Source organism: Paenibacillus cellulositrophicus (assembly GCF_009363095.1).
GTDB classification, from domain to species: domain Bacteria; phylum Bacillota; class Bacilli; order Paenibacillales; family Paenibacillaceae; genus Paenibacillus_AQ; species Paenibacillus_AQ favisporus.
Genome location: NZ_CP045296.1, coordinates 554,930 through 581,846, shown reverse-complemented (window position 1 = coordinate 581,846; position 26,917 = coordinate 554,930). Strand labels below are relative to the sequence as shown.

Annotated in this window: 23 protein-coding genes; 5 read left to right on the top strand and 18 right to left on the bottom strand. The window is 52.3% G+C overall.

The genetic code is table 11. The features are described 5' to 3' along the window. Window positions 1–4 precede the first annotated feature (4 nt). The 10 genes from GCU45_RS32315 to uxaC form a co-directional block, all read right to left on the bottom strand. Window positions 5–1,177: a Ger(x)C family spore germination protein gene (locus tag GCU45_RS32315; RefSeq protein WP_152404180.1), complete on the bottom strand. Its 1,173-nt coding sequence runs from the start codon at window positions 1,175–1,177 to the stop codon at window positions 5–7. After that, complete coding sequence (locus GCU45_RS32310; RefSeq protein ID WP_152404178.1) at window positions 1,174–2,676, bottom strand: spore germination protein; 1,503 nt, start codon at window positions 2,674–2,676, stop codon at window positions 1,174–1,176. Before GCU45_RS32310 ends, GCU45_RS32315 begins: the two co-directional genes overlap by 4 nt. 810 nt (window positions 2,677–3,486) lie before the next feature. Beyond that, the gene (locus GCU45_RS32305; protein ID WP_244364700.1) at window positions 3,487–4,869 is read right to left on the bottom strand and encodes an amidase; all 1,383 of its coding nucleotides are present in this window, start codon (window positions 4,867–4,869) and stop codon (window positions 3,487–3,489) included. Between the two features lie 133 nt (window positions 4,870–5,002). Next, a complete protein-coding gene (gene larC, locus GCU45_RS34465; protein ID WP_152404176.1) occupies window positions 5,003–5,488 on the bottom strand; it encodes a nickel pincer cofactor biosynthesis protein LarC2 in 486 nt (161 codons plus the stop codon). A gap of 28 nt (window positions 5,489–5,516) precedes the next feature. Beyond that, window positions 5,517–6,455 (bottom strand): nickel pincer cofactor biosynthesis protein LarC, encoded by a 939-nt coding sequence (locus GCU45_RS34460; protein WP_152404174.1) that lies wholly within the window; start codon window positions 6,453–6,455, stop codon window positions 5,517–5,519. Further along, entirely contained in the window at window positions 6,436–7,209 is a 774-nt protein-coding gene (larB, locus tag GCU45_RS32290) for a nickel pincer cofactor biosynthesis protein LarB (protein WP_152404172.1), read from the bottom strand. Before larB ends, GCU45_RS34460 begins: the two co-directional genes overlap by 20 nt. Before the next feature lie 27 nt (window positions 7,210–7,236). Further along, the gene (larE, locus tag GCU45_RS32285; protein ID WP_152404169.1) at window positions 7,237–8,037 is read right to left on the bottom strand and encodes an ATP-dependent sacrificial sulfur transferase LarE; all 801 of its coding nucleotides are present in this window, start codon (window positions 8,035–8,037) and stop codon (window positions 7,237–7,239) included. Window positions 8,038–8,063: 26 nt separating this feature from the next. Then, entirely contained in the window at window positions 8,064–8,837 is a 774-nt protein-coding gene (locus GCU45_RS32280) for an SDR family oxidoreductase (protein WP_152404167.1), read from the bottom strand. Continuing rightward, window positions 8,838–10,124 (bottom strand): nickel pincer cofactor-dependent isomerase, group 22, encoded by a 1,287-nt coding sequence (locus GCU45_RS32275; RefSeq protein WP_152404165.1) that lies wholly within the window; start codon window positions 10,122–10,124, stop codon window positions 8,838–8,840. A 19-nt stretch (window positions 10,125–10,143) separates the two neighbouring features. Beyond that, the gene (uxaC, locus tag GCU45_RS32270) at window positions 10,144–11,547 is read right to left on the bottom strand and encodes a glucuronate isomerase (protein WP_152404163.1); all 1,404 of its coding nucleotides are present in this window, start codon (window positions 11,545–11,547) and stop codon (window positions 10,144–10,146) included. Window positions 11,548–11,751: 204 nt separating this feature from the next. On the opposite strand from uxaC, the gene GCU45_RS32265 reads away from it, so the two are divergent. Beyond that, entirely contained in the window at window positions 11,752–12,927 is a 1,176-nt protein-coding gene (locus GCU45_RS32265; protein ID WP_152404161.1) for an ROK family protein, read from the top strand. A gap of 150 nt (window positions 12,928–13,077) precedes the next feature. Here GCU45_RS32265 and GCU45_RS32260 read toward each other — a convergent pair whose 3' ends face one another. Together GCU45_RS32260 and GCU45_RS32255 are read right to left on the bottom strand one after the other, a co-directional pair. Further along, window positions 13,078–13,638: a pyridoxamine 5'-phosphate oxidase family protein gene (locus tag GCU45_RS32260; protein WP_152404159.1), complete on the bottom strand. Its 561-nt coding sequence runs from the start codon at window positions 13,636–13,638 to the stop codon at window positions 13,078–13,080. Window positions 13,639–13,790: 152 nt separating this feature from the next. Beyond that, window positions 13,791–14,123 carry an antibiotic biosynthesis monooxygenase family protein gene (locus tag GCU45_RS32255; protein ID WP_152404156.1) on the bottom strand — a complete coding sequence of 111 codons (333 nt, stop codon included), beginning with the start codon at window positions 14,121–14,123 and terminating at the stop codon, window positions 13,791–13,793. Window positions 14,124–14,239: 116 nt separating this feature from the next. Between GCU45_RS32255 and GCU45_RS32250 the strand changes: the two genes are divergently transcribed. Both GCU45_RS32250 and GCU45_RS32245 read left to right on the top strand, forming a co-directional pair. Further along, complete coding sequence (locus GCU45_RS32250; RefSeq protein WP_152404154.1) at window positions 14,240–15,124, top strand: LysR family transcriptional regulator; 885 nt, start codon at window positions 14,240–14,242, stop codon at window positions 15,122–15,124. Between the two features lie 104 nt (window positions 15,125–15,228). After that, window positions 15,229–15,735 (top strand): hypothetical protein, encoded by a 507-nt coding sequence (locus tag GCU45_RS32245; RefSeq protein ID WP_152404152.1) that lies wholly within the window; start codon window positions 15,229–15,231, stop codon window positions 15,733–15,735. A 73-nt stretch (window positions 15,736–15,808) separates the two neighbouring features. On the opposite strand, the gene gndA is transcribed toward GCU45_RS32245, so the two are convergent. From gndA to zwf, 3 genes are all read right to left on the bottom strand, one after another. After that, window positions 15,809–17,227, bottom strand: coding sequence for an NADP-dependent phosphogluconate dehydrogenase (gndA, locus tag GCU45_RS32240; RefSeq protein WP_152404150.1), 1,419 nt, complete (start codon window positions 17,225–17,227; stop codon window positions 15,809–15,811). Window positions 17,228–17,257: 30 nt separating this feature from the next. Further along, window positions 17,258–17,923, bottom strand: a complete 666-nt coding sequence (gene fsa, locus GCU45_RS32235) for a fructose-6-phosphate aldolase (protein WP_076166067.1) — start codon at window positions 17,921–17,923, stop codon at window positions 17,258–17,260. A 64-nt stretch (window positions 17,924–17,987) separates the two neighbouring features. After that, complete coding sequence (zwf, locus tag GCU45_RS32230; RefSeq protein WP_152404147.1) at window positions 17,988–19,511, bottom strand: glucose-6-phosphate dehydrogenase; 1,524 nt, start codon at window positions 19,509–19,511, stop codon at window positions 17,988–17,990. 148 nt (window positions 19,512–19,659) lie between these two features. Here zwf and GCU45_RS32225 point away from each other — a divergent pair, with 148 nt between their 5' ends. Continuing rightward, a complete protein-coding gene (locus GCU45_RS32225) occupies window positions 19,660–20,538 on the top strand; it encodes a LysR family transcriptional regulator (RefSeq protein WP_145020048.1) in 879 nt (292 codons plus the stop codon). 84 nt (window positions 20,539–20,622) lie between these two features. On the opposite strand, the gene GCU45_RS32220 is transcribed toward GCU45_RS32225, so the two are convergent. Then, window positions 20,623–21,498 carry an AraC family transcriptional regulator gene (locus tag GCU45_RS32220; protein WP_152404145.1) on the bottom strand — a complete coding sequence of 292 codons (876 nt, stop codon included), beginning with the start codon at window positions 21,496–21,498 and terminating at the stop codon, window positions 20,623–20,625. 117 nt (window positions 21,499–21,615) lie between these two features. Here GCU45_RS32220 and GCU45_RS32215 point away from each other — a divergent pair, with 117 nt between their 5' ends. Next, window positions 21,616–23,151 (top strand): sulfatase family protein, encoded by a 1,536-nt coding sequence (locus GCU45_RS32215; RefSeq protein ID WP_152404143.1) that lies wholly within the window; start codon window positions 21,616–21,618, stop codon window positions 23,149–23,151. Between the two features lie 146 nt (window positions 23,152–23,297). Here the strand turns inward: GCU45_RS32215 and GCU45_RS32210 are convergent, their stop codons facing one another. Beyond that, window positions 23,298–25,856: a glycosyl hydrolase family 95 catalytic domain-containing protein gene (locus tag GCU45_RS32210; RefSeq protein WP_152404141.1), complete on the bottom strand. Its 2,559-nt coding sequence runs from the start codon at window positions 25,854–25,856 to the stop codon at window positions 23,298–23,300. A 225-nt stretch (window positions 25,857–26,081) separates the two neighbouring features. After that, window positions 26,082–26,879, bottom strand: coding sequence for a polysaccharide deacetylase family protein (locus GCU45_RS32205; protein ID WP_152404139.1), 798 nt, complete (start codon window positions 26,877–26,879; stop codon window positions 26,082–26,084). Window positions 26,880–26,917: the final 38 nt, after the last annotated feature.

Here is a 26,917-nt window from a genome sequence, read left to right as displayed (position 1 = left end):
TCCCTCATTTAAAGGTTTTACCGGAAAAACCAGGCGAAATAATATGTACACCGGAATGGGCGTAAACGCTGATTTCCGGGAATATTTCATCCCATCGGACCTGTTCCTTGGTCCAACGTGCAGGATACTTATGCCAAAACGCATCGGCCGTTCCGAAAACATCGGCGCCAGTCTCATCCTGGATCTGCCGAAACGTCTCTTTCATCTTGGACTCGATTTCCTTGTTCAGCTGCTGTTCCAATCGGGGCATTTCTTGGGGCAGCATCACATTGACATGGGTTTCATTCTGAAGCACACTTGCTTCACCTTCAATCCGGATCATAACACTCCATTGATTTCTGCGAATCAACGGAATCAGCTTCGTATGGCATTTGATCAGCCGGACGGACATGATGCCCCCTTCATCGTCCTTACTCTCCTGTACAGGAAATGTTACCGTCGTTGATTCCAGCTCGTTGCGGATGATCTGAACGTATCGTTTGACTTCTCCTTGATATTGACCCGCCATTTTCCCCTTCATTAAAACCGCCGCCCCGTTAATGTAAGGGTAAGCATTGCTTTGGCCAGATTCCTCCTTTTTCCCGATGAGAGGAACGATAATTGCCTTCGACCGCCCTGCCAGCATCCCTCCCAAATCTTTAAGCGTAACTCCCATGCCTCCGGCTAGAACGGTCAATTCGCGAAGGGTTTCCGCGCTGTCCCGCTCCATTCGCGTGTTTATGCTCAAAATGCTCTTAGCCCTTCCTTTGCTGATAAAAAAATAAGCATGCTCCCTCGGTTGGGGATGGCGAAAGAGAAAATCGACTTGATCCATGATCCCCCTCTTGGCGAGCTCCTCCCCTACGATAAATACTTCGCTGTGGCCCCAAAAGACTTTGCGGGGCATTTCCTCCTGCAGCCGCTGAGCCGCATCCGCCAAATCCGTCCCAACTGCGCTTTTCACAATAACCATGTCTCCTTCGTTCCCACTGCTTGTCATCTCGCTGTCACTGCTCATGCTGGTCTGGTTGGGCGTGTAGACTTGAACGGACAGCTCTACTTTCCCGTTTGGCGCAGCATCCATCCCAGCTCCCATAATTAAAGCCAGATCGTTCACCTCGGTGCGGTCCCAGCACCCTGTAACGAGTGGGATGATCGTAAACAGAAGAAATGCAGCGGCAAGTCTTGCGCTTTTCATCTTCTTCGGCCTCCCCTTCCGGGTCCCGGACGCTGGTTAGCACCTTGGCGATACCTGTTCCAAACGCCGATTCTCGGTCTTGTATTCATTTTCCAAGTTGGGACGCGGACCAGGATGTCCTTCAGCTGGCTGAGATTGGAGACTGTTGACAACGTAACATAAGGAACGCCAAAAGAACGAAGCGCGAACAGATGGGTCAAAATTAAGGTGATCCCCATCATCAGTCCGAAAAAGCCCAGAAAGCCTGCCAGCAGCATCATCGGAAAACGAAGCAGCCGGACCGTTATGCCAAAGGCAAAATGGGGGATCAGAAACGAGGCGATCCCAGTTATCGCAACGACCATGACCATCGGCGAAGAGACGAGGCCGGCCGCTATGGCCGCCTGACCGATGACCAGCGCTCCCACGATACTGACTGCAGAACCAATCTGTTTGGGAAGTCGAACACCGGCTTCCCTTAAAGCTTCGAACGTAATTTCCATCAGCAGCGCTTCAACCAGAGCCGGGAAAGGTATTTGCTCCCTCGATTTGGTCATATTAAGCAGCAGCGTCGTTGGAATCATTTCCTGATGATAGGTAACGATAGCGACATAGAATGAAGGCCCGATGAGAGCAATAAACGCGAAAAAATAGCGCAGCCAGCGGATGGCTGTGCCGATGTAATAACGCTGGTAATGATCTTCCGGCGATTGCAGAAAGGTAAAAATCGTTGCTGGAGCAATCAAGGCAATGGGAGTTCCTTCTACGAGTATAGCCGCTCTGCCCTCAAGTAGATTGGCTGCCACCACGTCCGGCCGTTCTGTAGACTGTAATTGCGGAAAAGGCGAATATGGATTATCCTCGATGAGTTCTTCAATCATCCCGCTTTCCAAAATCCCGTCGATGTTGATGCGGGAAAGACGGCTTTCGATTTCAGTGACCAGCGAGGATTCTATGATACCGCTGACGAAAGCGACGACAACTTCGGTCTGGGAAAAACGTCCGATCCGGATTGACTTCATCTTCAAGTCGGGTGACTTCAGCTTGCGGCGGATCATGGACACATTGACCATCAGCGTTTCGATAAACCCTTCACGCGGGCCTCTGACGACGGATTCTGCTTCGGGTTCCGTGATCGAGCGCTGCTCCCATTTTGCCAGGTACAGAGAGATAGCCCTTTCTTCCCCATCCATTAGCAGGACGACATTGCCGTCACCAATCTCCATCACCGCCTGATCCATCGTTTGGATCATAGTATAGGAGGACACCGGCAAGCACTTGCAAAAATCCCCTAAGGTGATGCCCCCGTCTTCTGACAACTGTTTCAGAGTGGGTTCGAGAATGTAACGGTTAATCATGTCGCTGTCGGTCAAACCCATAAAGTATACGATCACCGCAGGAGTTTGGCCGCAGCTGAAATCGTGGAACACGACATCAAAGCAATCCGCATACCGCTCTTTCAGATGAGAGATATTTTCTTGTAAGCGAGCTGAGAAGATCACATCTTCATTGGTTTGCATGTCCACACCCCCAACCGGCAAAAGTCCATACTGGTGGCAAAATATATTTTTTTAGTATCGCAATAAAAATTCCTCTAAACGCGGTCTGGCTTCGGGGAGTTACGTCGGTAGATATTTTTAGTTAGATATAAGAAAGTGCAGGCTTCGGAGATTCAGCTTCCTTATATCGCACTAAAAACTTCCTCTAAAAGCGGTCTTGCTCCTTTGAAGTTTCTTCGATACATGTTTTAGTTAGATATAAGAATGTGTAGGCATCAGAGACTTGGCATCCTTATATCGCACTAAAAATTTCCGCTAAAAGTGGTCTGGCTTCTTAGAAAGTACATCAATATACATTTTCATTTAGATATAAGGAAGAAATAGCTTCAAAGTGCCCGCTTCCTTATATCGCACTAAAAACTTCCTCTATACGCGGTCTGGCTACTTTGAAGTTTCTTCGATACATGTTTTTAGTTAGATATAAGAACAGTGTTGGCTTCGTTGAATCCACTTCCTTATATCGCACTAAAAACTTCCTCTATACGCGGTCTGGCTACTTTGAAGTTTCTTCGATACATGTTTTTAGTATGGTCAGATCAGCTTGAAAAATTCGGTAAACGAGAGATTTCTAATATTTCCGGAATTATCGGATGAACAGAAAATAAGAAAAACGTCTATCGACGTACCTTCTAAGAAGAAAGACCGCGTTTAGCTGAAGTTTTTCTTGCGAGATCCGGAAGCGGAGGCTCCGAATCTTATACTTTCTGATCTCTTAAGAAAGGAACACCGCTGCACGGCAGTGCAGACAGTGTTCCCCACTCAATTGCTTGATTAGTATCCTGCGCAGATCTGATCCCGGAGACGGTAGAATTCCTTCAGTTGGTCCTGCTCATAAGCGTATCCGGCTCGAATCAGCAAATCTTCCCGCTCCTTTCGGGCCACAAGCTGCAATCCGACAGGAAGCCCTTCGCTTGTCAGCCCGCAAGGAATGGACAGAGCCGGAACCTCCACCATGTTGAACAAGCCCGTATAACGGGTCATCGCGTCAAACACGCTTTCCGTATAATCGCCAAAATGGACTTCGTCCACGCCGATTTTCCGCGCAGGGATCGGGATCGTCGGTGTGGCCAGCACATCAATGTGTTCGCGGAACAATTGATCGAACATGTTCATATACATCTCTTTTGTCTTAAGCGCTTCGATATACTGCAGCGAGGTGATATCCCGGGACGATTCCAAAAAGGCTCTGGCATCCGCTCCGTATTGCGATAAGCAGCATTCCATCCGGCTTTTGTGGACATAACCGGCCTCCGAAGCGGCGATGGTCAACGAAACCTCGCTGTTCCCTTCCACAAAGGAGACGTCCGTATCAATGAGAATGGCACCGAGCGACTCAAGCGCCTCCAGTGATTGAAGATACAATGCATAGGTTTCCGGGTCGATGTGTTCGTTAAAGTAGCTGGTCGGCACGCCGACACGAAGCCCCCGGATGTCTTGATTCAGATATGGCAGATAGGGCTGCTTCGTCATGGCACCGAACAGGACTGCCAAGTCGGTCATATTGGCCGTGATCGGCCCAACATGATCCAGAGTCCAAGAAACGTAAAATACACCATCAGTGGGTACTTTGTTATACGTAGGTTTTAACCCGACAACGCCACAGGATGCCGCCGGGATCCGAACGGAGCCGCCCGTATCGGTCCCGATGGAGGCTGCCGTCAAATCCGCGGCTACCGCCGCAGCCGATCCGCCGCTTGAGCCTCCCGGCGTGTACTCGTGATTCCATGGATTGTGAACAGGCCCATAATGCGGGTTATTTGAGGTGACACCAAGGGCATATTCATGCAGATTGTTTTTTCCCAGCAGGATCGAATCCTGCAGCAGCAGGCGCTGGACGATGGCAGCATTCTCGTCTGGTATGTGATTGGAGTCAATCGAGGAGCCATAAGTGGTGCGGATGCCTTTCGTATCGATATTATCCTTATAGGAAAGCGGAATTCCGTACAGGAGACCGGTTTGCTCTCCCGATGAGGATTTGGCTTCGAGTCGCTTAGCTTCTCCTGTGGCCCGATCCTTGGCTACCGTAATGTATGAATTGAGTGCAGGATCTTTCTTTTTAATCCGTTTCAAATAATACTTCGTAATGTCCAGCGTCGTCCAAGAGCCTGTTTTGTACCCGGATTGAATTTCCTGAATCGTTTTTCTCCCCATCATTCATTCTCCTTTCTTAGTCAGACAAACGAAAACTTCCCTTTCGGGAAGCTTTCATGTCCAGTTCTCTACTAAGCTATGCGGAAATGCTAGAGAACGTATGGGGATTTTGCCAATAAAAGGTAATTCTAAAACATCACGAATTGGTAGGCAGGAACCCGACGGATTTCCATACTTGCTCGTAAACAGACTTGATCGGGATCCTGTTTGCTTGGGCTATTCGTTTGCAATCCTCAAACTCCGGAGCGCATTGAACGGTCTCCCCGTTATGAATACCCAATTTTACGGTAACGGCACCCCATTCTGTTGGGACCTGAGTAAACGTTCGTTCCAGACGGTGCACCGTGAGCGGATAATACCGGATGCCAAGCGTTGTCGTCTCGCGAAAAATGATTTCTTTCATCCGGTCGATCTTGTCTTTGGCGCATAGCAGCTGAAGCATCGTTCCCGGCCGGTTTTTCTTCATGAAAATGGGCGTATAGAACACGTCGTTTGCACCGTTTTCGAGCAGAAGGTCCATCACGTAGCCCAGCCATTCACCCGAAATGTCGTCGTAGTTGACTTCCATCTTTACCATGTCTTGATCGACATGTTCATGATTTGGGGGCAGCTCGGATTTCATAAGACAGACTCCTTTCGGATCAAGAGCGTTATTCGCCTACGATGACACGCAGCACGTTGGGCCGGTCGGCAAACGTTTTGGTCCCTGCTCCGTAACCGACGGCGGTCACCTTGATAGACGGTATGGGCCCGTACTGCTGCGCGAGCACCGATACGATCGCCGCACCCGTCGGTGTCGTCAGCTCAAAGCGGACATCCGACGCTTCCAGCGGTACGCCCTTCAGAATCTCCAGCGTCGCAGGCGCGGGCACCGGGTAAATACCGTGGTCGATCCGGATTTTGCCCATACCGACGGGCACGGGCGAGGAATGGATCGCTTCGATACCCATTTGATGGATCAAAATCGAGGCGCCGACAATATCGATGATGGAGTCTACTGCGCCTACTTCGTGAAAATGAACGTCGTCTAACGGAACGCCATGTATTTTTCCCTCAGCCTCCCCAATGATCTTGAAAATACGGAGCGCCGTGTCGCGTACCGGCTCCTCAAAACCGGCCGCTTCAATCATTTGGACGATATCCTTGTATGCCCGATGATGATGATGGTGATGATGGCCGTGACTATGCGAATGATCATGGCTATGATGGTGATGTGTATGGTCATGATGATGTTCGTGACTGTGGGCGTGATCATGCTTGTGGCTATGGCTGTGAAGATGCGCCCCATCATGATCATATTGAGCTTCGCCTGAACCTTCCTGGGCCTCAAGATCCGCTTGGGAATGTTCATGCACGTGATGATGCTCATCGTGATCTTTCTCATGCGCTTCTTGTAGATGCACGTCAAATTTGGTCGCGGTGATCCCGTTCTTGTTCACCTTGCTCCACTGCAGCGTATATTCTTCTTCGATGTTTAATTTCTGCAGCTCCTTCTGCATCCGCTGCGCATCGCCGCCGGCATCCAGCAGCGCACCGATGAACATATCTCCGCTGATACCGGAAAAGCAGTCAAGGTATAGCGTTTTCAATCCGTTGTCCCCCTCTATGTACAAGCTGATGAATCAGCGCGGCGTTATAACCTCCGCCGAATCCGTTGTCGATGTTCACCACGCTGATGCCTGAGGCACATGAATTTAGCATCGTAAGCAGCGCAGACAAGCCTTGAAAATGAGCCCCATACCCGACGCTTGTCGGTACTGCGATGACCGGGTGGGAGACCAGACCGCCCACGACGCTGGGGAGCGCCCCTTCCATCCCGGCCACCACAACTGAAACCGTCGCCTGCTGGATTTCCTCCAAATGGCTGAGCAAGCGGTGGATCCCCGCAACGCCCACATCATATATCCGGTGGACCCTGCTGCCGAGCACTTCGGCCGTCACGGCCGCCTCCTCCGCCACGCGCAGATCCGAGGTTCCCGCCGCAATCACGGCGACATATCCTTGCGAATCGTCAGCGGGCATCTGTTCCTTTTTCCAATACAAGACCCTTGCCGTCTCGTGATATATATAATCCGGACACGCCCGCAGCACCGTCACAGCTTTTTCCTTGTCCACGCGTGTGACCAGGACGCTGCTGCCACGGGCTTGCAGAGCGCAGGCAATCGAAATGATATGATCCGCCGTTTTGCCTTCCCCATAGACGATCTCAGGGAAACCCTGCCGTTTACTGCGCTGGTGGTCAACCTTGGCAAAGCCGAGATCCTCAAATGCCGCCAGCCGCGCTTTGGCTTCCGCCACGCTCAGGGCTCCGCTGCGTACTTGCTCCAGAACGTCGTCCAACAAAGTTCTCATCCCCTTCCAGAGCTTTCGTTATGCCAAAACCTTGTTCATGCTTCCGCTCTGATAACCCACCAGGTCAAGCGTTACGTACTTGTAGCCGTACTCCTGCAGCCTGCCGGAAATTTGCGAATGCTGCTCCAGAACGGTCTGCATGTCCTTCGGTTCCACTTCGATCCGCGCCGTGTCCTGGTGCGTGCGTACCCGTACCTGGCGGATGCCGAGCGATTTCAAATAGGCCTCCGCTTTTTCAACCTTGCTCAGCTTCTCTTTGGTAATCCGTTCCCCATAAGCGATTCTCGAGGACAAGCAGGCAAAAGAAGGCTTATCCCAAGTGGGCAGGCCGTAGCCTCTGGACAGCTCGCGGATTTCTTCCTTATACAATCCGGCTTCCAGCAACGGTCCGCGAATGCCCCTTTCCTTTGCCGCCTGCATGCCGGGCCGAAACTCATTCATGTCGTCGGCAATGACGCCGTAAACGATATTTTTATAGGATTGCTCCGTCAGTACGGGAACCAAGTGGTCGAAAAGACTGCTTTTGCAAAAATAGCATCGGTTTTTCGTGTTTTCGGCATATCCGGGAATCGCCAGCTCGGAGGTTTCAATGACCTGATGCCGCGCTCCGATCCATTCAGCCAGCTCCCTCGCTTCTGCAAGCTCGGTTGACGGATACGTTTCCGAATCCGCGGTCACCGCCAGTACTTGATCCGGGCCGAGCGTATCGACAGCCGCTTTAAGCAGAAAGGTGCTGTCCACCCCTCCTGAAAATGCCACGACAACTGAATTTAGTTCCCGCAGGATGGACTGCAGTTTCTCATATTTTTCGGTTAGCATTGTCCTGCCTCCTTCCCGTATGGCCATTAAATCGTCATGCTGCCGAACCCGCCATCCACCCGGATCATCGAGCCGGTGATAAAGCTCGACGCCTGATCTGAAGCAAGCAGGATCGCTGCCCCTTTTAATTCATCCGGCGTACCGAAGCGGTTCATCGGCGTATGCCGCATGATCGATTCGACCCGTTCCGGGCTTAATATTTTCTGGTTCTGCACAGCCGGGAAGAATCCCGGAATGATCGCGTTCACGCGGATCCCCTCCGGAGCAAGCTCCCGAGCCAGGAATTGGGTGACGCTGTTCAATCCGGCTTTGGACACCGAATACGTAAACACCTTGGAGAGCGGCGTCGTTGAGGACACCGACGAGATGTTGATGATGCTTCCCTTGCGCTTCTGCTCGACCATGCGCTTGGCGAAAATTTGACAGGTAAGCACGATGCCCTTCAGGTTCACGTCCATAATGCGGTCCCATTCTTCCATCTCCAGCTCGAAAAAGGGAGTGGTGCTATTTGTACCCGGAGCGTTGAGCAGAATGTCCCATCCGCCAGACCATGCTTCAATGTCCGCGGCCGCTTGGACCAGGGACTCGCGCGAGCCCACATCCGCCTGAAATGCTTTCGCTTCCCCGCCTTGGCTCCGGATGGCGCTTACGACTTCCTCCGCTTTGTCCAGGTTCCGCCCGACGATCGCCATCTTGGCGCCGTGTTCGGCAAAGCCCTCGGCAATCGCCGAGCCGAGCACGCTGTTGCCGCCGACCGCTACCGCCGTTTTCCCCGTTAAATCAAACAAACTCGTCGTCATCTAGTGACTCTCCTCCGTTTTCGGTAAATTTCCGTGCTCGTCAAAAGACAGATCATACGGCTCCGAGGCCAGCTCCATTTGCGGATGCTGCTTCACATATTCAAACAGCGCTTCGGACACCTCGATTTGGCTCAGAACGAGCGTATTTTTGATCCGGACGATTTTCGCCTGGTTAAAATCCAGCACATTGCTCGTTTTCACCGCCGCCTGAATCGCTTCCTTGTCATTCGGCAGCGTCGTGGCGATCTTCGTCGGCGCGACGACGGTGGACGTCAGCCCGTTGGCGTAAGTAACCTCCAAATCCATCTTGTCGACAAGCCGCTGCGTCGTAAAGTCGGCCGTGCCTACGCCGTTTGCATTCCCTTCGGTTTGCGGCGTCAAATCCAGAACGACCATTTTGTTGACATCGGGCCCTCCGTGCGCATAAGGCGTCGGATATCGGCCCGTGATGTTCGGATCCATGCCGTCGCCGCTGATGTTTTTGCCGATTTCGTCAATGATCAGCACTTCCAGCTGGTCAAAAAACAGCTTCGGCAGCAGTTCCTTCGCCCGAAGCTGCAGCTGCGGTTCCTTGTCGGTAATCTCCTCCGGCGTAAGCACCTCAACGACTGCAACCTTGTCGAACGCATTTTCGATCGTCGCTACCCCGAACAGGACCGGCTTCTTCTCCATGATCATTTTGGCCATGGCCGGAACGTTCTCAGCCATATATTTAAACCCTAGCTGGTGGCAGGCCTCCGCCCCTTTCTGCTTGCCAAGGCCGATGCTGATCATTTTCATGATGCCGCTCTCCACCGGTCCCCGAAAAGCCGTATGCGGCTTGATCCGGTTAATGACGACGATGCCATCCGCCGCGGCGGCGTATTTATCCAAATACACCGGAAGGCCGTTCGGCAGCACGCCGAGCTGAACGACTTCCATCGAGGAGCGGATTTCGCAGCCTGCGCTCTCCTCCGTGACGCCTAGATGCGCCAGCACCTCCCGCTGCCCTTCCGCCGTGGCACCTCCGTGACTTCCCATGCTCGGCACAATAAACGGCTTGGCACCCGCTTCCTTTAATGCTTTGACGGTCACGGCAGTTAGCTCCACAATGCGGTCAAGACCCCTGCTGCCGACAGCGATCGCGATTTCCATGCCGGGCTTGACCTTCTCCATAATGTGCGGCTGACGCAGCTTGGCCCCGAGGTCGCCGCCCAGGTCCACGATCTGTTCATCGTTGAACCGTACGTTGACCTTGGCCATTTTCGGAATCGGAATATCCTTCAGAAGCTCCTGCAAAATACCCATGCGCTTTTCCCTCCCCCCGTTATCGTTTCATGAAATAGGCTTCGGCATTGCCGTAACTGATGTTTCGAACCATCCGTTCCAGAGCCTCCATATCATCCGGCACGAGCCCCTTCTCCACCCATGCTCCGAGAAGATTGCAAAGAATGCGCCGGAAGTATTCGTGCCGGGCATAGGACAGGAAGCTGCGCGAATCGGTCAGCATGCCGATAAAATGACTGAGCAGACCGACATTCGCCAGGTCCTTCATCTGCTTTTCCATACCATCTATATGATCGTTGAACCACCAGCCAGACCCGAACTGCACTTTGCCCCGCACCCCTTCCTCATAAAAGTTGCCTGTCATCGCGGCCAGGACGGCATTGTCTTTCGGATTCAGATTGAACAGCACCGTTCTCGGCAGGGCGTCTTCCTGGTCCAATGCATCAAGGAAGCGAGCGAGACCCTGCGCAATGTTCGTTTCTCCCACAGAGTCAAAACCGGTATCCGTACCAATGCGGTTTTTCATCTTTGTATTGGTGTTGCGGAGCGCGCCCATATGCAGCTGCATGACCCACTGCTTGCCGGCGTACATTTTGCCGAGCTCCTTCAGCAGGAAAGAACGATATGCGTTAATCTCAGCGCCTGACAATTCTTCACCGTTCAATCTTTTATTAAAAATAGGAACGATTTCTTCCTTTGTGACGTCTGCGAAATCAAGGTACGGGATATCATGGTCGGACGCACGTCCGCCATGCTCATCGAAGTAATCCACGCGCCGTTGAAGCGCATTCAGGAAGGCATCCAGGGAACCGATGGTTTGGCCTGTAATCTCCCCGAGCTTATGTACCCATTCGGTGTAAGTGGGGCGCTCGATATATAATGCTCCATCCGGTCTGAATGTCGGCGCGATGATGGTTTGAAAGCTGTCATCGCCAGCCAGCCGCTCATGATATTCCAGCGGGGACAGCGGGTCGTCGGTCGTGCCGATAAATTTCACCCGGGCTCTGGCAATCAGCGCCCTCGGCAGAAAATCGGGCTGCTGCAGCTTGGCGTTGCATGCCTCCCATATATCGCGGGCCGTGACTGGGCTCAGGATTTGTTCGATGCCGAACACGTTCTTGAGCTCCAAATGCGTCCAATGGTACAGCGGGTTTCCGATCAGGTGCGGAACCGTCTCCGCCCAGGCCATAAATTTATCCCAATCCTCCGCCTCGCCTGTAATCAGCTGCTCACCGATGCCGTGCATCCGCATCGTACGCCACTTATAATGGTCGCCTCCCAGCCACAGCTGCGTAATATTGGCCCATGGCTTGTTCTCCCATACTTCCTTCGGGTCCAAATGGCAGTGAAAATCAAAGATCGGCAAATCGGCAGCCGCCTTTTCATATAACCGAACCGCCGCAGGGGTATCCAGCAAAAATTCCGAATCGAGAAATTGGCTCATCCTGTTCTCCTCTCCAAGGATCGATAATTGGTATGAAACCCTTTACAATTTTTAATTTGTTTATTAAACTTACAAAATATATTCGTACTGTACCAACTCCCCACGCCTTTGTCAATCGGGTAATTTCTGAGCGGGCGAGGCGGGTTCGTGCTACAATATGGTTTATGCTGAATTTTCATGACGTTCTAAAATTGGAGGAAACAAATGGTAACCGGAGACGCCTCTTATATTAAAAAGATCAACCGGGCGTTGATTATACGGGAAATTATGAAAGAAGGAAAAATTTCCAGAGCGGATCTGTCCAAGATTACGGCCCTGACCCGGGCGACGATCTCCGCGCAGGTAGCAGATTTGCTGGAAGAAGAACTGGTCGTCGAAACCGAGCTGGAGCACAACCCCGTCGGACGCAAACCGATTATGCTCTCCCTGAACGCCCAGGCAGGATATGCGCTCGGCATTGACCTGGACGCAGGACACGCGACATTCATGTTATCCGATTTAACCGGTCATCCGGTCACAACCGAAATCATTCCAATTCAATCGGAAGCCTATGAGGATATCGTACAGCTGCTGGCCTCCGCGATCCGCCGGTATCAAAGCCGCTGCGCGGGCAGCCGCTATGGGATGGTCGGCATCGTATTGGCGATCCACGGACTCGTCTCCAATGAAGAGACCATCAAATTCGTGCCCCGGTTCCAATGGCAGGACGTTGACTTGAAGCAGGATCTGGAACGTGCAGTCGGTACGGCTGTCCATTTGGAAAACAACGCGAACCTCAGCGCTTTTGCCGAGCGGGCATACGCTCACCATACGACCGACAACCTTCTCTGCGTAACACTGTATTCCGGCATTGGGCTCGGCATGATCATGGACGGCAAGTTTTTTCGCGGCCATGAGGGCTTTGCCGGTGAAATCGGCCATATGATCGTCGTTCCCGGCGGAGAGCCCTGCGCTTGCGGCAACCGCGGCTGCTGGGAGAAGTATGCTTCGGAGACAAGCGTGCTCCGGAACATCCTTGCGGCCGAACCTGGTGACGCCTCGGATATGGAGTGGATCAACCGGCGCATTGCCGAAGGCGACGAACAAGTGCATGACGCTCTGAATCAATTCGTCTATTACCTGTCGATCGGGCTGAACAATGTCATCAATATGTACAATCCGGACGTTGTCGTCATCGACAGTGAGCTGCTGCGTATGATCCCCGATGCACTGCAGAGGATCCATCATCAACTCCATTCCCAAATCAGCCATTACCGGGAGATTACACTGTCGGGCATGGGGCGGAAATCCTGCGTCATGGGTGCCTGTGCACTGGCGATTTCCCGTTTTCTGAACGTGCCTGTGCTTAGCTTGCCCTCCGGTGACGACCTTGCTGATTGATTACGGGGATGAATATTGAACGATGATGCTCGCTCCCATTCCCATTTCACAATCCCGATTCAACAAAACGACCTATACAAAAAACAAGCCCGGATCCATCGCGGCTTGTTTTGCGTTATCGGTAATTTGATTTCGCGTTTTTTTACTAGGCTATAACCCAAGCCGTCTGCCTAAAGGAGTCGGCAGTCCGTCGATCGTGCTCCTGTTTTTCTCCTGCCAGTAGTCGTGAAGCCCTTGTTCGCCTTTATGCTCTGCCCACCGATTCAGCGTGTCCCTTTCCTTTTCATAGGTCATGAAGGGAACCGCATAACCGCAGGACGTCTGCACTTTATGCACATCGATCGTGATGATCTGCCTGGCTCCGGGCATCGGATCAAACAAAGGGTATAATGTCTCCCACTCCCTGCTCTCCGGTAAAATCACCGTCCCGGTTCCGTACAGCCGCATGATGTTCGCTGGCCCTTCAAACGCACAGAACATGATCGTGATCCGGCCGTTTTCTTCCAGGTGGGCACTCGTTTCATTGCCGCTTCCGGTCAAATCCAGGTATGCGACCCGGTTCTCGGACAAAATCCGGAACGTGTCATAACCTTTTGGCGACAAGTTGACGTGTCCTTCCTGTGATAACGGCGCCGTACCAACGAAAAACATGTGCTGCTTCCGGATAAAATCCATATGCTCAGGCAGCATAGCCGGAAATTGTTTGCCCATTTGAATCCCCCATTCGTACTCTGTCGATTAATTAAATTCATTGTATGTTAATCCACTGCATATTAAAAATATATTTTTACAGCGTAATCATACATTATAGTTATGAGTGTTTGTGCAATGGGGGCTGCCATTCAGACGGGGTTAATTACAGCTTACATATTCATAAAATCGTCTCTCTCGACCTTACTCACCCGCAGACCGAACCGCGCGTACCACTCGCTTTTCCCTTTATCCTGAGCTACCCTGTGCAAGGAATTCTCCTTCCAGGTCTTGATCGCCTCAAGCGACTCCCAATACGAGACGGTAATTCCGACACCATCCGTTCCCCGAACGCTTTCGACTCCGAGGAAACCCGGCTGCTTCGAAGCGAGCTCGACCATCTTATCTCCCATTTTCCCGTACCCTCTGTTCTCTCCTTCAGACATTTCCGAAGTAAAAATGACCGCATAATACGGCGGTTGCGGCGTTTTTGCAATAGCTCCCATCCTCGTTCTCCCCTTATCCGTCATTCTATCTGCATTATACCGAGCCACTTACAATAAATAAAATGAATGTTTAAAATGGTTGTAATGATTATTTCTCATGGCGGGAGTGTTATAAAATGACCTTGGCAAAGTATGAAATTCTCGGAAAAGTCGTCGAAACCGAAAATTTGACGAAAGCGGCGGATCAGCTGAGTTTAACACAATCGGCGGTGAGCCGTGCCATCATTAGCCTGGAGCTGGAACTAGGCATTCAGCTGCTTACCAGGGGCCGGTCAAGCGTCCGACTGTCCCATGACGGAGAACGGCTGTGGAAATATATGAAGGAAATGCTTCAATTGCAGGAAAACATGCTGCAGGAGGTAGATCAGATCAAGGGGCTAGTGCGGGGAACTGTCACGATCGGAACGTTTACCAGCGTATCGATCCATTGGCTGCCGGATATCCTTCAACGTTTCCAGCAAAAGTACCCGCAGATCGAAATCCGGCTGCTCGACGGGCACTATCAAGATATCGAGCGATGGATTGCGGACGGGACTGCAGATTTTGGATTTGTGAACATGCCTTCTTCGCATGGCCTTGAGACCACAATGCTCATACAGGATCGGATGGTGTGCGTTATGCCGGCTGATCATAAACACAGCGTAAAATCCACGATATCACTGGAGGATATTGAGGATGAACCGTTTATTATGCCTGCGAAAGGCTGCGATACCGATGTAAGGGCGTGGTTTGACGGTCAAGCAGCGGTTCCCCGTATGCGATTTGAACTTGAGGACGATCATGCCATCATGGCGATGGTGCGTAGCGGACTTGGCATCAGCATCCTGCCGGAAACGATTCTTGCTTCAGCTCCTTCAGGGCTCGTGGCCCGGCCGATTGCCCCGGAAGCTTCAAGGTCCATCGCTCTGGCCGCGGTCTCTTTTAAGAAGTGCTCTCCGGCGGCAGCAAGGGCGATTTCGTGTATTGTGGAGATGATGGGCGAACAGAAATCGGATGCATAAATAAAATGTGTATTTATCGCTCCAACTTAACCGCGAAATACTGCGTTTTACTATTGAAGTGAAAAATGCGTGTTCACTGTGATCTCGGGTTAAGGACGTGACAAATGAAAATCAGATGTATCCTATTGTTATGTTTCGTACTGATTGCGGGCTGTTCAAATTCCCCATCCACGATCGAAGAAGCGATGCACAAATCCAACATCCCTTATGACGACATTTTAAAAACCTTTGATCCAGACAATAAGCATACGGTGGTTTTCTATAGAAATGACCATCAATACAATGTTGGCCTGCTCAAGCACAACCGTCAAAGTTGGACTTGGATCGTCGGCACGTACACGGATATCCATCCTGACCAGGATATCGACTGGAGTTACTGCAACCTGAATCAGCTTAGCCCCATGTTTGTCGGGACTGTGAATAACAAAGACATTCGGAGCGTCGTCGTGGAGACACGCAAAGTAAAAACCGAAGCCCAGTTGATCCCTGCATCTGACGGCACCGTATACTGGTATGTGCTCTTGGATGAACCGCAAAACCCGCCAATGCGATTCACCGGATATAACGCTCAAGGGCAAGTCGTGTATGATACAGGCTCGCTCGATGAATAGTGTTCCGCTCCTTTGAACAAAAAAACGTTCCGATGCTAGAGCGTCGGAACGTTTTTTTATTATCCACAATCGATTATTCTTCGGACTCGATCCATTGGAAATGGAAGGTGCCTTCTTTGTCGACACGCTGGAACGTATGCGCGCCAAAGTAGTCGCGCTGCGCTTGCAGCAGGTTGGCCGGCAGACGCTCCGTACGGTAGCTGTCGTAGTAAGCCAGTGCGGAAGCGAAGGCCGGAACCGGAATGCCGCGCTGCATGGCAACGGACACAACGTTTCTCCAAGCATCCTGGTAGTTGGTAACGACCCAGCCGAAGTAATCGTCCAGAAGCAGGTTCTTCAGCTCCGGATTTTTATCGTAGGCCTGCTTGATGTTTTCCAGGAAGCGGGCGCGGATGATGCAGCCGCCTCGGAAAATCATCGCGATGCTGCCGAAGTTCAGATTCCAGTTAAACTCTTCGGAGGCAGCACGGAGCTGGGCGAAGCCTTGGGCGTACGAACAGATTTTGCTTGCGTACAGCGCCTTGCGTACGGCTTCCACAAACTCCCGCTCATCCCCTTCATACGGAGCAGTGTGCGGCCCTTTGAGGATTTTGCTTGCCTCCACGCGTTCTTCCTTCATTGCGGACAAGAAGCGGGCAAATACCGATTCGGTCACGATGGACAGCGGTACGCCGAGATCCAACGAGCTTTGGCTCGTCCATTTCCCAGTTCCCTTCTGTCCCGCTGCATCCAGAATGACGTCAACCATTGGTTTGCCGGTGTCCGGATCTTTCTTGGAGAAAATATCAGCGGTAATTTCGATCAGATAGCTGTCCAGCTCGCCGCGGTTCCACTCGGTGAAAATGTCGTGCAGCTCTTCCGTGCCGAGTCCCAGCACATCCTTCAGCAGGTGATAAGCTTCGCCGATCAGCTGCATGTCGCCGTACTCGATGCCGTTATGGACCATTTTCACGTAATGGCCGGATCCGCCTTCGCCAATGTACGTCGAGCAAGGATCTCCGTTGACTTTGGCCGAAATCGCCGTAAGAATCGGTTCAACGAGCTCGTAGGCGTCCTTCTGGCCGCCAGGCATAATCGCCGGTCCTTTCAGGGCTCCTTCTTCGCCGCCGGATACCCCGGCTCCGATAAAGCGGATGCCCTTCGCCTGAAGCTCCCGGTATCTGCGCTCGGTGTCCGGGAAGAAGGCGTTCCCGCCGTCAATCAGGATGTCTCCTTCTTCCAGATGCGGAACAAGCTGCTCGATCAGCGCGTCCGTCGGTCCGCCGGCTTTAACCATCATCATGATTTTGCGCGGGGTTTCCAGCGACTGCACAAACTCCTCGATGCTGAATGTACCGACAAAGTTTTTTCCTTCGGCTTCGGCGAGCAGTTCTTTCGTTTTTTCCTGCGAACGGTTATATAAAGCGACCGCGAAGCCTTTGCTTTCCATATTCAAAGCCAGGTTTTTGCCCATGACGGCAAGACCGGCCACACCGATTTGCTGTTTGCTCATCGTTTCTCTCTCCTCCAGATCTCTCTCTTTTTACTTGACGCTGCTTTTCCAGTCGGCCGCAAATTTAACCAAACCTTGGTCCGTCAACGGGTGCTTGGCGATTTGTGCAATCACGCCGAACGGAACGGTCGCAATGTGCGCGCCGGCCATAGCGACGCGGGTGACGTGGTCCGGATGACGCACCGAAGCTGCAATAATTTGCGTATCCAGGTTATGCGTGCGGAACAGCTGCGCAATTTTGTCCACCAGAAGGACGCCGTCTTCAGAAATATCGTCCAGACGACCCAGGAACGGCGATACGTAGGTTGCTCCGGCACGGGCGGCCAGCAGCGCCTGGTTCACGGTAAAGATCAGGGTCACGTTTGTTTTGACCCCTTTTTGGGACAAATAACGGCAGGCTTCAAGACCCGCGAGGGTCATCGGCAGCTTGATCGTGATTTTCTCATCGTTGTTGTTGATCTTAATCAGCTCATTTGCCTGGGCAATCATTTCCTCAGCGGTTTCCGCATCCGGCGTCACTTCCGCCGACACGGACTCCACTTCCGGCACAGCCTGGCAAATCTCGGCGATCCGGTCTTCGAATTTCACGCCTTCCTTGGCAACCAGGGACGGGTTCGTGGTGACTCCGGACAGAACCCCGATTTTGTAGGCGGATTGAATATCCTGCAGATTGGCGGTATCAATAAAAAATTTCATCTTACAACCTCCTGTGAATGTTCAATATATGATTGGCTCGGTAAACCGAGCATAGAACCCAAAATCAGCTGGCGGTAACTTGCTCGACAAGCGGCTCGGAAGCAGCCTGGCCGGCTTCGTCATCCTCATCGAACCACCAGTGGAATCCGTCTGCGGCAAGCAGCTCATGCGCCGCTTCCGGACCGTGCGAACCGGCAGCATAAGGATGCAGCGGCACCTCATTAGCGGCGAAGGCTTCCAGGATCGGCTGCACCCACTGCCAGGACAGGTCGACCTCATCCCAATGGACGAAAAACGTCGAATCTCCGTTCAGTGCATCGTGAATCAGCGTTTCGTACGCTTCCTGGGCTTCTTTGCGGTCCGGATACATATCGATGTATACCGGTTTAAAGCCGTTCGGATGATCCGGGTCCTTCGCATTCAGCTGAAGTGTGATGCCTTCTTTCGGCCCGATCTCGATGACCAGCAGGTTCGGTACGGTTGCCTGCTCTGCTTGCGTCGCCGTGGTGAGCGGTTCCTTGAATTCGATCACGATGCGCGTGCTCTTCGAGGCCAGACGTTTACCTGTCCGGATGTAGAACGGAACGCCGCGCCAGTAGTAATTATCGATATGCAGCTTGGCCGCGATAAACGTATCGTTCATCGAACCTTCGGAAATGCCGGGCTCAGCTGTGTATGCGGGAACCGGTTTGCCTTGAATGGATCCGGCTGTGTATTGTCCGCGCACGATGTTGGTAAGCACATCCTGCTTTTGCAGCGGATCCAGTGCTTCAAGCACCTGCTTCTTCTTGAGCTGGACGTTCTCCGCCGAAGCCATGTTGTGCGGCGCGTGAATGGTCAGCATCATGAGCAGCTGCATCATGTGGTTCTGGAACATATCCCGCAGGGCGCCGGCTTTGTCGTAGTATCCAGCGCGCTCCTCAACGCCTACGGTCTCGTCAGCCGTAATTTGGACGTTGGCGATAAAGCGGTTCGTCCACAGCGCCTGAATAACAGGATTCGCCTGCTTCAATGCTTCAAGCCGCTGCACCATAGATTTGCCGAGGTAATGGTCGATCCGGTAAATTTCTTCTTCCGCAAAAGCTTGGCTCAGCTGGTCGTTCAGCTCGCGGGCCGAAGCGACGTCATGGCCGAACGGCTTCTCGATCACGAGGCGCTTCCAGCCCGTTACGCTGCCAAGGCCGCTGTTTTCGATTTGGGAGGCGATAGTGCCGAAGAAGTTCGGCGCAACGGACAAGTAAAACAAGCGGTTCGATGTTCCGCCGATTCCTTGCTCCCAAGCCTCTACCCGGTCTTTTAACCGGACGAAGTGATCCGTGTCATCGATGTGCAGGATGTTGAAGCCAAAGAGTCCCAGGAAGGACTGCAGGGAGTCGTCCTCTTTCACATTCAGCCGATAAAAATCGTACAGTGACTGCTTGACGTGAGCCTTAAACGTCTCATCCGTCATTTCTTTACGGCCGAGGCCGATCACGGAGAAAGCTTCCGGAAGCTTTCCGTGGATATATAAATGATACAGAGCAGGGTATATTTTGCGCTTGGCCAAATCGCCAGTCGCTCCAAACAATACAAAAGTTGTAGGATTCATCTCAATTGCTCCTTCCTTTCAAAGCTCCGCGACTTCCACTTCTCATTCTGTCGAAAAAGCTCTGGTTTCTGTGTCTTGGATTCACTATAATACAAATATGTGCCATACATGTAATCAATATATTTCTGAGGAGATATAGACCATATCTATGACTAACAATTACGAGTTGTATAAAGTGTTTTATTGGGCCGCAAAGACGGGAAGTTTAACGCAGGCTGCCAAGGCGCTGTACCTGACTCAGCCCAGCGTCAGCCATGCCATCAAGCAGCTGGAGGAGCGGATCGGCGTTACGTTGTTTTACCGCAACTCCAAAGGCGTGAGCCTGACGCAGGAAGGCAAGATTTTATTTTCCTATATAGAGCAGTCGCAAATTCTCATTACGCTCGCTGAAGAAAAAATGGTAGCGCTCAAAAATTTGGACAGCGGCGAGCTGCGGATCGGCGGAAGCGATTCGTTGTTCAAGCACTACCTGCTTCCTTTTCTCGAGGACTTCCACGTCAAGTATCCGGGAATCAAGCTGCACCTGAATCACGGAACGACACCGGAAGTGATCTCCTATCTAAAGGAGGGGCGGATTGACCTTGGCGTTGTAAGGATGCCGATCTTCGACTCGCAGCTGGAGGTAACGGAAAGCATTGAGCTCCAGGACTGCTTTGTGGCGGGCGAACGGTATGCGGAGCTGAAGGGGCAGGCGCTGTCCATGGAACAGCTGATGGAATATCCCGTTATTCTGTTCTCACGGAACAGCCGGGTGCGTATGGCCATCACAGAGCTGTTTGAAAAATACGGACATGAGCTGAAACCCGACATCGAGGTGGGAAGCGTCGATTTGCTGATCGAATTCGCCAAGCGTGGGCTTGGTATTTCGTATGTCACGCGCGAATTCGTAGCCAAAGAGCTGAAGGAAGGCTCTCTCTTTGAAATTGAGCTGGATGTGGAGATCCCTCCTTCCAAGGTGGGCCTTATGGTGATGCGAAACATGCCGATATCGGCTGCGGCGACGAGATTTATCGAGGTGGTTCATTAGCCGGGTGCAAAGACAATAGTAAGCGCAAGGTGAAGAGGACGCCATAGCAAATGGCGTCCTTTAACGCATTGTCCGTTCTTAAATTCAGTGCTGCTTCCGGTACGCTGACGGGGACATCGAACAGTAGTTTTTAAAAGCACGGGTAAATGCAAACAGGGTCGGATACCCAAGGGAATAAGCGATCTCCGTAACGGCAGCCGACGTCCCGGACAGCATTTGCTTGGCCTTGTCCATCTTGACCTTGGCAATATACTCGGCCGGCGTCATGCCTACAAACCTCGTAAACTGTGTCGAAAAATAGGTGCGATTCAGGCCGGCATACTCGGCTACTTGCTGTACGGTGATCCCCTCGGCGGCATGCCATTCGATGTACTCGGTCCATTGGGATGCTTTACTATTTTTTATCGTTGTCGCAGCAGGACGATAAGGCTCGTCCACGGCTTTGGCGCTTGCGATCAGCTGGGATAACACCTGGTACAGCAGTCCTTTCAGGTTCAGGGCGGCGGCGACCTGGTCTGTCTTACCATCCTTCCACTCCGCAAACAGACGTCGGATCAAATTCGCTACCTCTGGACTCCACAGCCCTCTGGAGCAGGGTACATCCGGATGAAAGCCTGCCAGATTCAGCATCGGTTCCATGCCGGGTCCATCCATGGCCAGCCATGTTAACTGCAGAGTATGATCGTCTTCCGGCCTGTAATACATATAGGTACGGTTCGGATACATGCAAAAGGCATCCCCTGTCTGGAGCCTGTACGCGTGCCCTTCATATTCAACCATCAGGCTGCCTGCCCTGACAAAATGAATACTGTAACATTCAATTCTGCGCGGACCAATCCGGTAACCCGGCTTTGCCGTACTTTGACCCGCCCTGACCAGCCAGAACGGTGTACCTTTATCGATCCTCGTCGGCGTGTAATATAAAAACTCCGCGAATTCGTGATCATACTCCTGCAGCATGCGTTCTCATCCTCTCCATCATCCTTACATGAACTGACAAAATGATAAATCTATCATACAATACGCCATTCTCTTTGGGCACCCCTTTACATATAATCAGTTCGAGGAGGATGACGGATGAAGAAACCTAATATTTTGTTAATCACCAGCGATCAGCAGCACTGGAATACGATTGGCGCCTTTAATCCTGAAATACATACCCCGAATTTGGACCGGCTTGTCCGGGAAGGGACCACATTCGACCGGGCGTATTGCCCCAATCCGACCTGCACGCCGAGCCGTGCCTCGATCATTACCGGCATGTACCCGAGCCAGCATGGCGCGTGGACGCTCGGCACCAAATTGCTGGAGGACCGCCATACGGTAGGCGAAGATTTCAAGCAGGCCGGTTACCGGACCGGGCTGATCGGTAAAGCACATTTTCAGCCGCTCACATCGACCGAGGAATTTCCGTCGCTTGAAGCCTATCCCATTCTTCAGGATTTGGAGTTTTGGAAAAATTACAAAGACGGGTTCTACGGTTTTGACCATGTCGAGCTGGCGCGGAACCACACCAATGAAGCCCATGTCGGGCAGCATTATGCGCTGTGGATGGAAGAGAAAGGCTGCCTTAACTGGAGAGACTACTTCCTGCCGCCTACAGGTACCATGGACCGGGATCAAACATATAAATGGCCGATTCCCGAAGAGTACCATTACAACACCTGGATCGCCGAACGGACCAATGCTTTGCTGGAACAATATCATGAAAACGACGAAAGCTTTTTCCTGTGGTCCAGCTTCTTCGACCCGCACCCGGAATACCTTGTTCCCGAGCCATGGGATACGATGTACGATCCCGAGCAGCTCACCATTCCGGAGATGGTTCCGGGCGAACATGACCGTAACCCACCGCATTTTGCCAAAACGCAGGAAGAGCAACCCGACTTCACAGACCTGCAGGAAACGGGACATGGCATTCACGGTTACCGTTCGCATCATTATTACGAGTACGGCAGCAGGAAGCGATTGACAGAGTATGACAAGAAAAAGCTGGTCGCCGTCTATTACGGCATGATCAGCATGATGGATAAGTACATCGGGCATATTCTCGATAAGCTGGAGGAACTGGGAATGGCCGATAACACGATCGTCGTCTTTACGACGGATCACGGGCATTTCTTCGGACAGCACGGTCTGCAGGCCAAGGGCGGGTTTCATTACGAGGACTTGATCAAGCTGCCGTTTATTGTCCGGTATCCCGGTGAAGTACCGGCCGGCAAGCGGAGCAGCGCCATTCAATCTTTGGTGGACCTGGCTCCAACCTTCTTGTCCCTGTGCGATCTGCCGGTTCCTTACGCGATGACGGGCATCGACCAGAAGAAGGTATGGCTCGGCGAAGCCGTGCAGGCGCGGGATCACGCCATCTGCGAGTTCAGGCATGAACCGACCACCATCCACCAAAAAACTTACGTCGACGAGAGTTATAAAATCACAGTCTACTACAACCAGACCTACGGTGAAATCTTCGATCTGCAGGAAGACCCCGGAGAGCTGAACAATTTATGGGACGATCCGGAGCATGCGCCGCTCAAAACCGAACTTTTGCTTAAATATGCCTGGGCGGAGCTCGGCAAAGAGTCCATGCCGATGCCGAGGGTTACCGGAGCATAGGGTTGTCAGGCCCGCTTCAAAGCACGGGCATGCTTGGCCCGGCGTAATGAAAATCATGAACCTTTGAACTTCCGATCGTAAGAGCAACAGCAGAACATCCAAAAAGGCCGATTCACATCGCTGTGAATCGGCCTTTTTCAACACATTTATCGATTCGGATACAGCTCGAATTCATCACCTAACTCCGTCTCAAACTGAAGCAGCGAACCTTCCAGCATGTGAACCTCGCCTCCTGCCTTCTGCAGGCGTACTTCGCCTTCTCCCCATGGATTCCGAATCCGGCATGTTCCTCCAAGGGAGGACGTGATCGTTACATATTGTATATCGCCACCCTGAACAGCCGATTTGACGTTAAATCCACCAGGACACCATAGCGAAAATTCGGCGTCCCAATCCACAGGACATGCAGGGAACAGACGGATAACCGAATCCTGGCCTGGGCCCGCTGGCTGGCTTTGGCACAGCGCCGATTGCAGCGCAGCTGCAGCGTTGCCGAGACGCTGAATGCTGATGCAGTTCACCCCTTCCCTGACGGTTAAGCGGTTTTCAAACGATTTGATTCGGCCTGTATCGTTGAAATAGCAGTAATCCCGCTCCGCGTTGACACATTCCAACTGGGCCAGCACGACCTGCTTAAAAGGCTCGGCAAGCCCCATATTGGCCAAGACGCGTGCCATCCCCGACATTTCAGAGGCAGCCCGGCTCCAGTCGTGATCGAGAAGCTCCTCCTGGTACCGAATCGTCGCCATAGTCGTCTTAAACATGTCTTGGTTACTCCCGCAGGTCTCAAGGGAACATAAGCCGCCGAAATAGGCTGGCTTCACGTCGATATGGCTTTTCTGATCCAACACCGGACCGAGAGCGCCGACCCATACGGCCGCTTCCCCTTCTCCCGTTTTCAGGACTGCGTCTGCTTGGTCGCTTCGCGGAAGCGGGGCAAGATGCTCGTAAAGCTCCTGCCAAGCCGGCCGTACATCCCGATCCAATCCGAGTAGGTCCGAAGCCCGGAGGACGATCGGAAAGATCGTATGCATGCCCGCCATCGAATCCATCGTGTCTTTGCCGCCGTAATATTTTTCGTCGCTGGTCGTGTGATACATGTGATACAGTCCGTCCTCATCCTTCCGCAGGTTGGGGTAGTGGCGGAAAAACTCGGCGACGCCCCGGATGACCGGATATGCGCGCTCACGCAGCCATTCTTCATCCTTGGTGAACTCATAGTACAACCAGTAGTGGTATGCAATTCCGACCTGGGTAGCGAACATGTGCGTCGTGAATCCAAAGGGGCCATAACCTCGTTCCTTGTACGTAAACCTGCCGTCCACATATTTTTCGTGATACTTCCAGTTCCAACGGCTCTCATGCGGCCGCTTGGAGTAAGCATATTCGCGAAACCGGTCGGACATCTGCTCCCACGGCTTGCGCAGCAAATAGAGGTCCCTCATTTCCTCGGTAACGTCTTCCGGCAGCTCCTCCACCCCGTCAAAGGACACGACTTCCGGGATATAAATGCCTTGGCTTCCCCACTGCTGCCTTGCTGCGGCTGCACAGGAGTCGTACATAGCCGAATACATGTTGAAATACGGATGGAACAGTTCATCATGCCCGGTTGGCAGCACAGCGTTATAATACAAATTCATGTTGTTCCACCAATGCATGGCCCCCCAGTGCCGAAGATCGCCGCGCGGGCTGAGCAGCATGCCGCCGAAATTCGGAGGAAATTGTGAACCCCGCGAATTGGATGCCATCAGGTATACATAATACGTGTAATGCTGCTCGACAAATTCGGCACGCCCGTCCTCGCTATGAAGGCGGATATACGATTTGTCCCAAAAAGAATGCCACCACTTGCGATGCTCCGCCAGCAGCGCGTCATATCCCGACTGCATGGCATGCCGCACTGTTCGGATCGCTTCCCCGATGACATCTTCCTGTTCATCATAGCTGGCTGCACTGCTCATGAAGAGTTCAAAACTGCCGTTTCCCGGTTGAACACACAGGCGCATTTCTGTCTCATTCGGCTGCCCGATCACCAGACTTTCCCGATAAGCGCCTACTGGCTTCCGGCCGCCGTACTCGTCGTTCATCCTTACCTGAGCGTCCCTTCCAGTGACCGCAATAACGACCGCTGAAGCGCAGAAATAGTCTCCTTCGCGGAATTGCTGATGAAGCACCATCATGCCGTCCCTTATCATGAGGCGTGACACAGCCGAGTGGTTTTGGGTCACGACTTCTGCCGGACGCAGCATTTTGAGCTTAATGTTGATCACCTGCGGTGCCGGCCGGCGATCATGGATTCGGACGCCGAACACATCATGCCCGGACGCAGCAAAGGCCTCCGCCGCCACCCCAATCCCCGAAATCGATGCCGTCGCGTCATACAGACTTAGATGCTGACGAATTCCATTGTCATTAAATACATCTTCGCCATAATCCACCAGATCGATATCGACAAAGCCGCAGCCGTAAGCATAATCCGAGTGCCGCTGGTTGAAGCTGTTGGTACGTCTGTCGTTCGCATACACATCGGCCCGGTTGATTTGAAACTTAAGCGCCGAGGGGGAAGTCCAAATGAGACTGCCCATCCGGCCGTTTCCGAGCGGAAGGCCGCCCTCACTTCGCTCCACGGTATGACGGTAATGCAAATCCGCCCGTGAGACATGCTCGCGCATATTCATGCTTGGAGATCCAACTGCTTTTTTCACTGGCCTGCACTCCCTGCGTTTGTGATGAAATAGCTTTAGACGATCACGCTTAAAGGTGAATCCATGTCTATCTTAATCGTGCGCGGGATGCTGCCAGTATGAATAAGTTACGATGGACATGGAATTTGTTACGAAACGACGATCCGGGCCGATCTGGAGTGGCGACAAAAAAAGAAAGCCGACCTAGCGGCTTCCTCGTAAAAGGGTCTGACTAATATGGTCAGTTTATAAACGTACGATTTCTCCGGAGCGGACTTCGATTGGGTCCCCATCTACGCTGACCCATACCGATAGGGCCGACGGATTATGAATGAGGCGTGAATCGGCAGAGTACCGGAGTCCTTCCACGGCCTTGCAATAGGCGTAAATTTCCGCATTCGTCGCGTACCAAGTGTCGTCCCTGCCGCCGATCATCTCACCGAACCGCTCTACCAAGTCCCAGTTATTGTCGTTATCGAATTCATAGCTGTGTCCCCAGACGTAAAAAAGCGACATTTTCGAATATCTTTGCTGCATAGGAATCCATTGATCGGCGTATTCAACCATTTGCTTATGATGGCAGGTCGGATGCCAGCGGAGCCAGTCGTCCGGCTTATGAAAGCCGCCATGACTGTTCACCGTACGGGCATATTCGATACCGATGGACCGCAGTATGTTCACAACCTGATCGCTGTAGGTGCCAAACGGATAGCTCATCCCTTTGACCGGATAGTTGACGAGCTCCTCCAATGCCTTGCGGTCTTCCACCACCTGCTCCAGCACTTGATCCGGGGGCGTCTGTTCCAGAAAGGGATGGTCCACCGTATGAACCGAAACCTCTTGCCCCTCAAACAATGCCACGACTTCCGTTTTGTCAATATATCCTGCTTTGCCGAGATTCCCGCTGTTCAGATGAAACGTCCCTTTGAGGCCATAGTCGTTCAGCAGACCGACTAATTTGCGGTCATGGTCCCGCCCGTCGTCAAAGCTGAGCGTCACCGCCTTGTTCACACCGTTAGGAAAACAGTCCAGTTGGATGCGCATATGTCGTCTCTCCTCTTTTATAATCTACTTCATTTCAT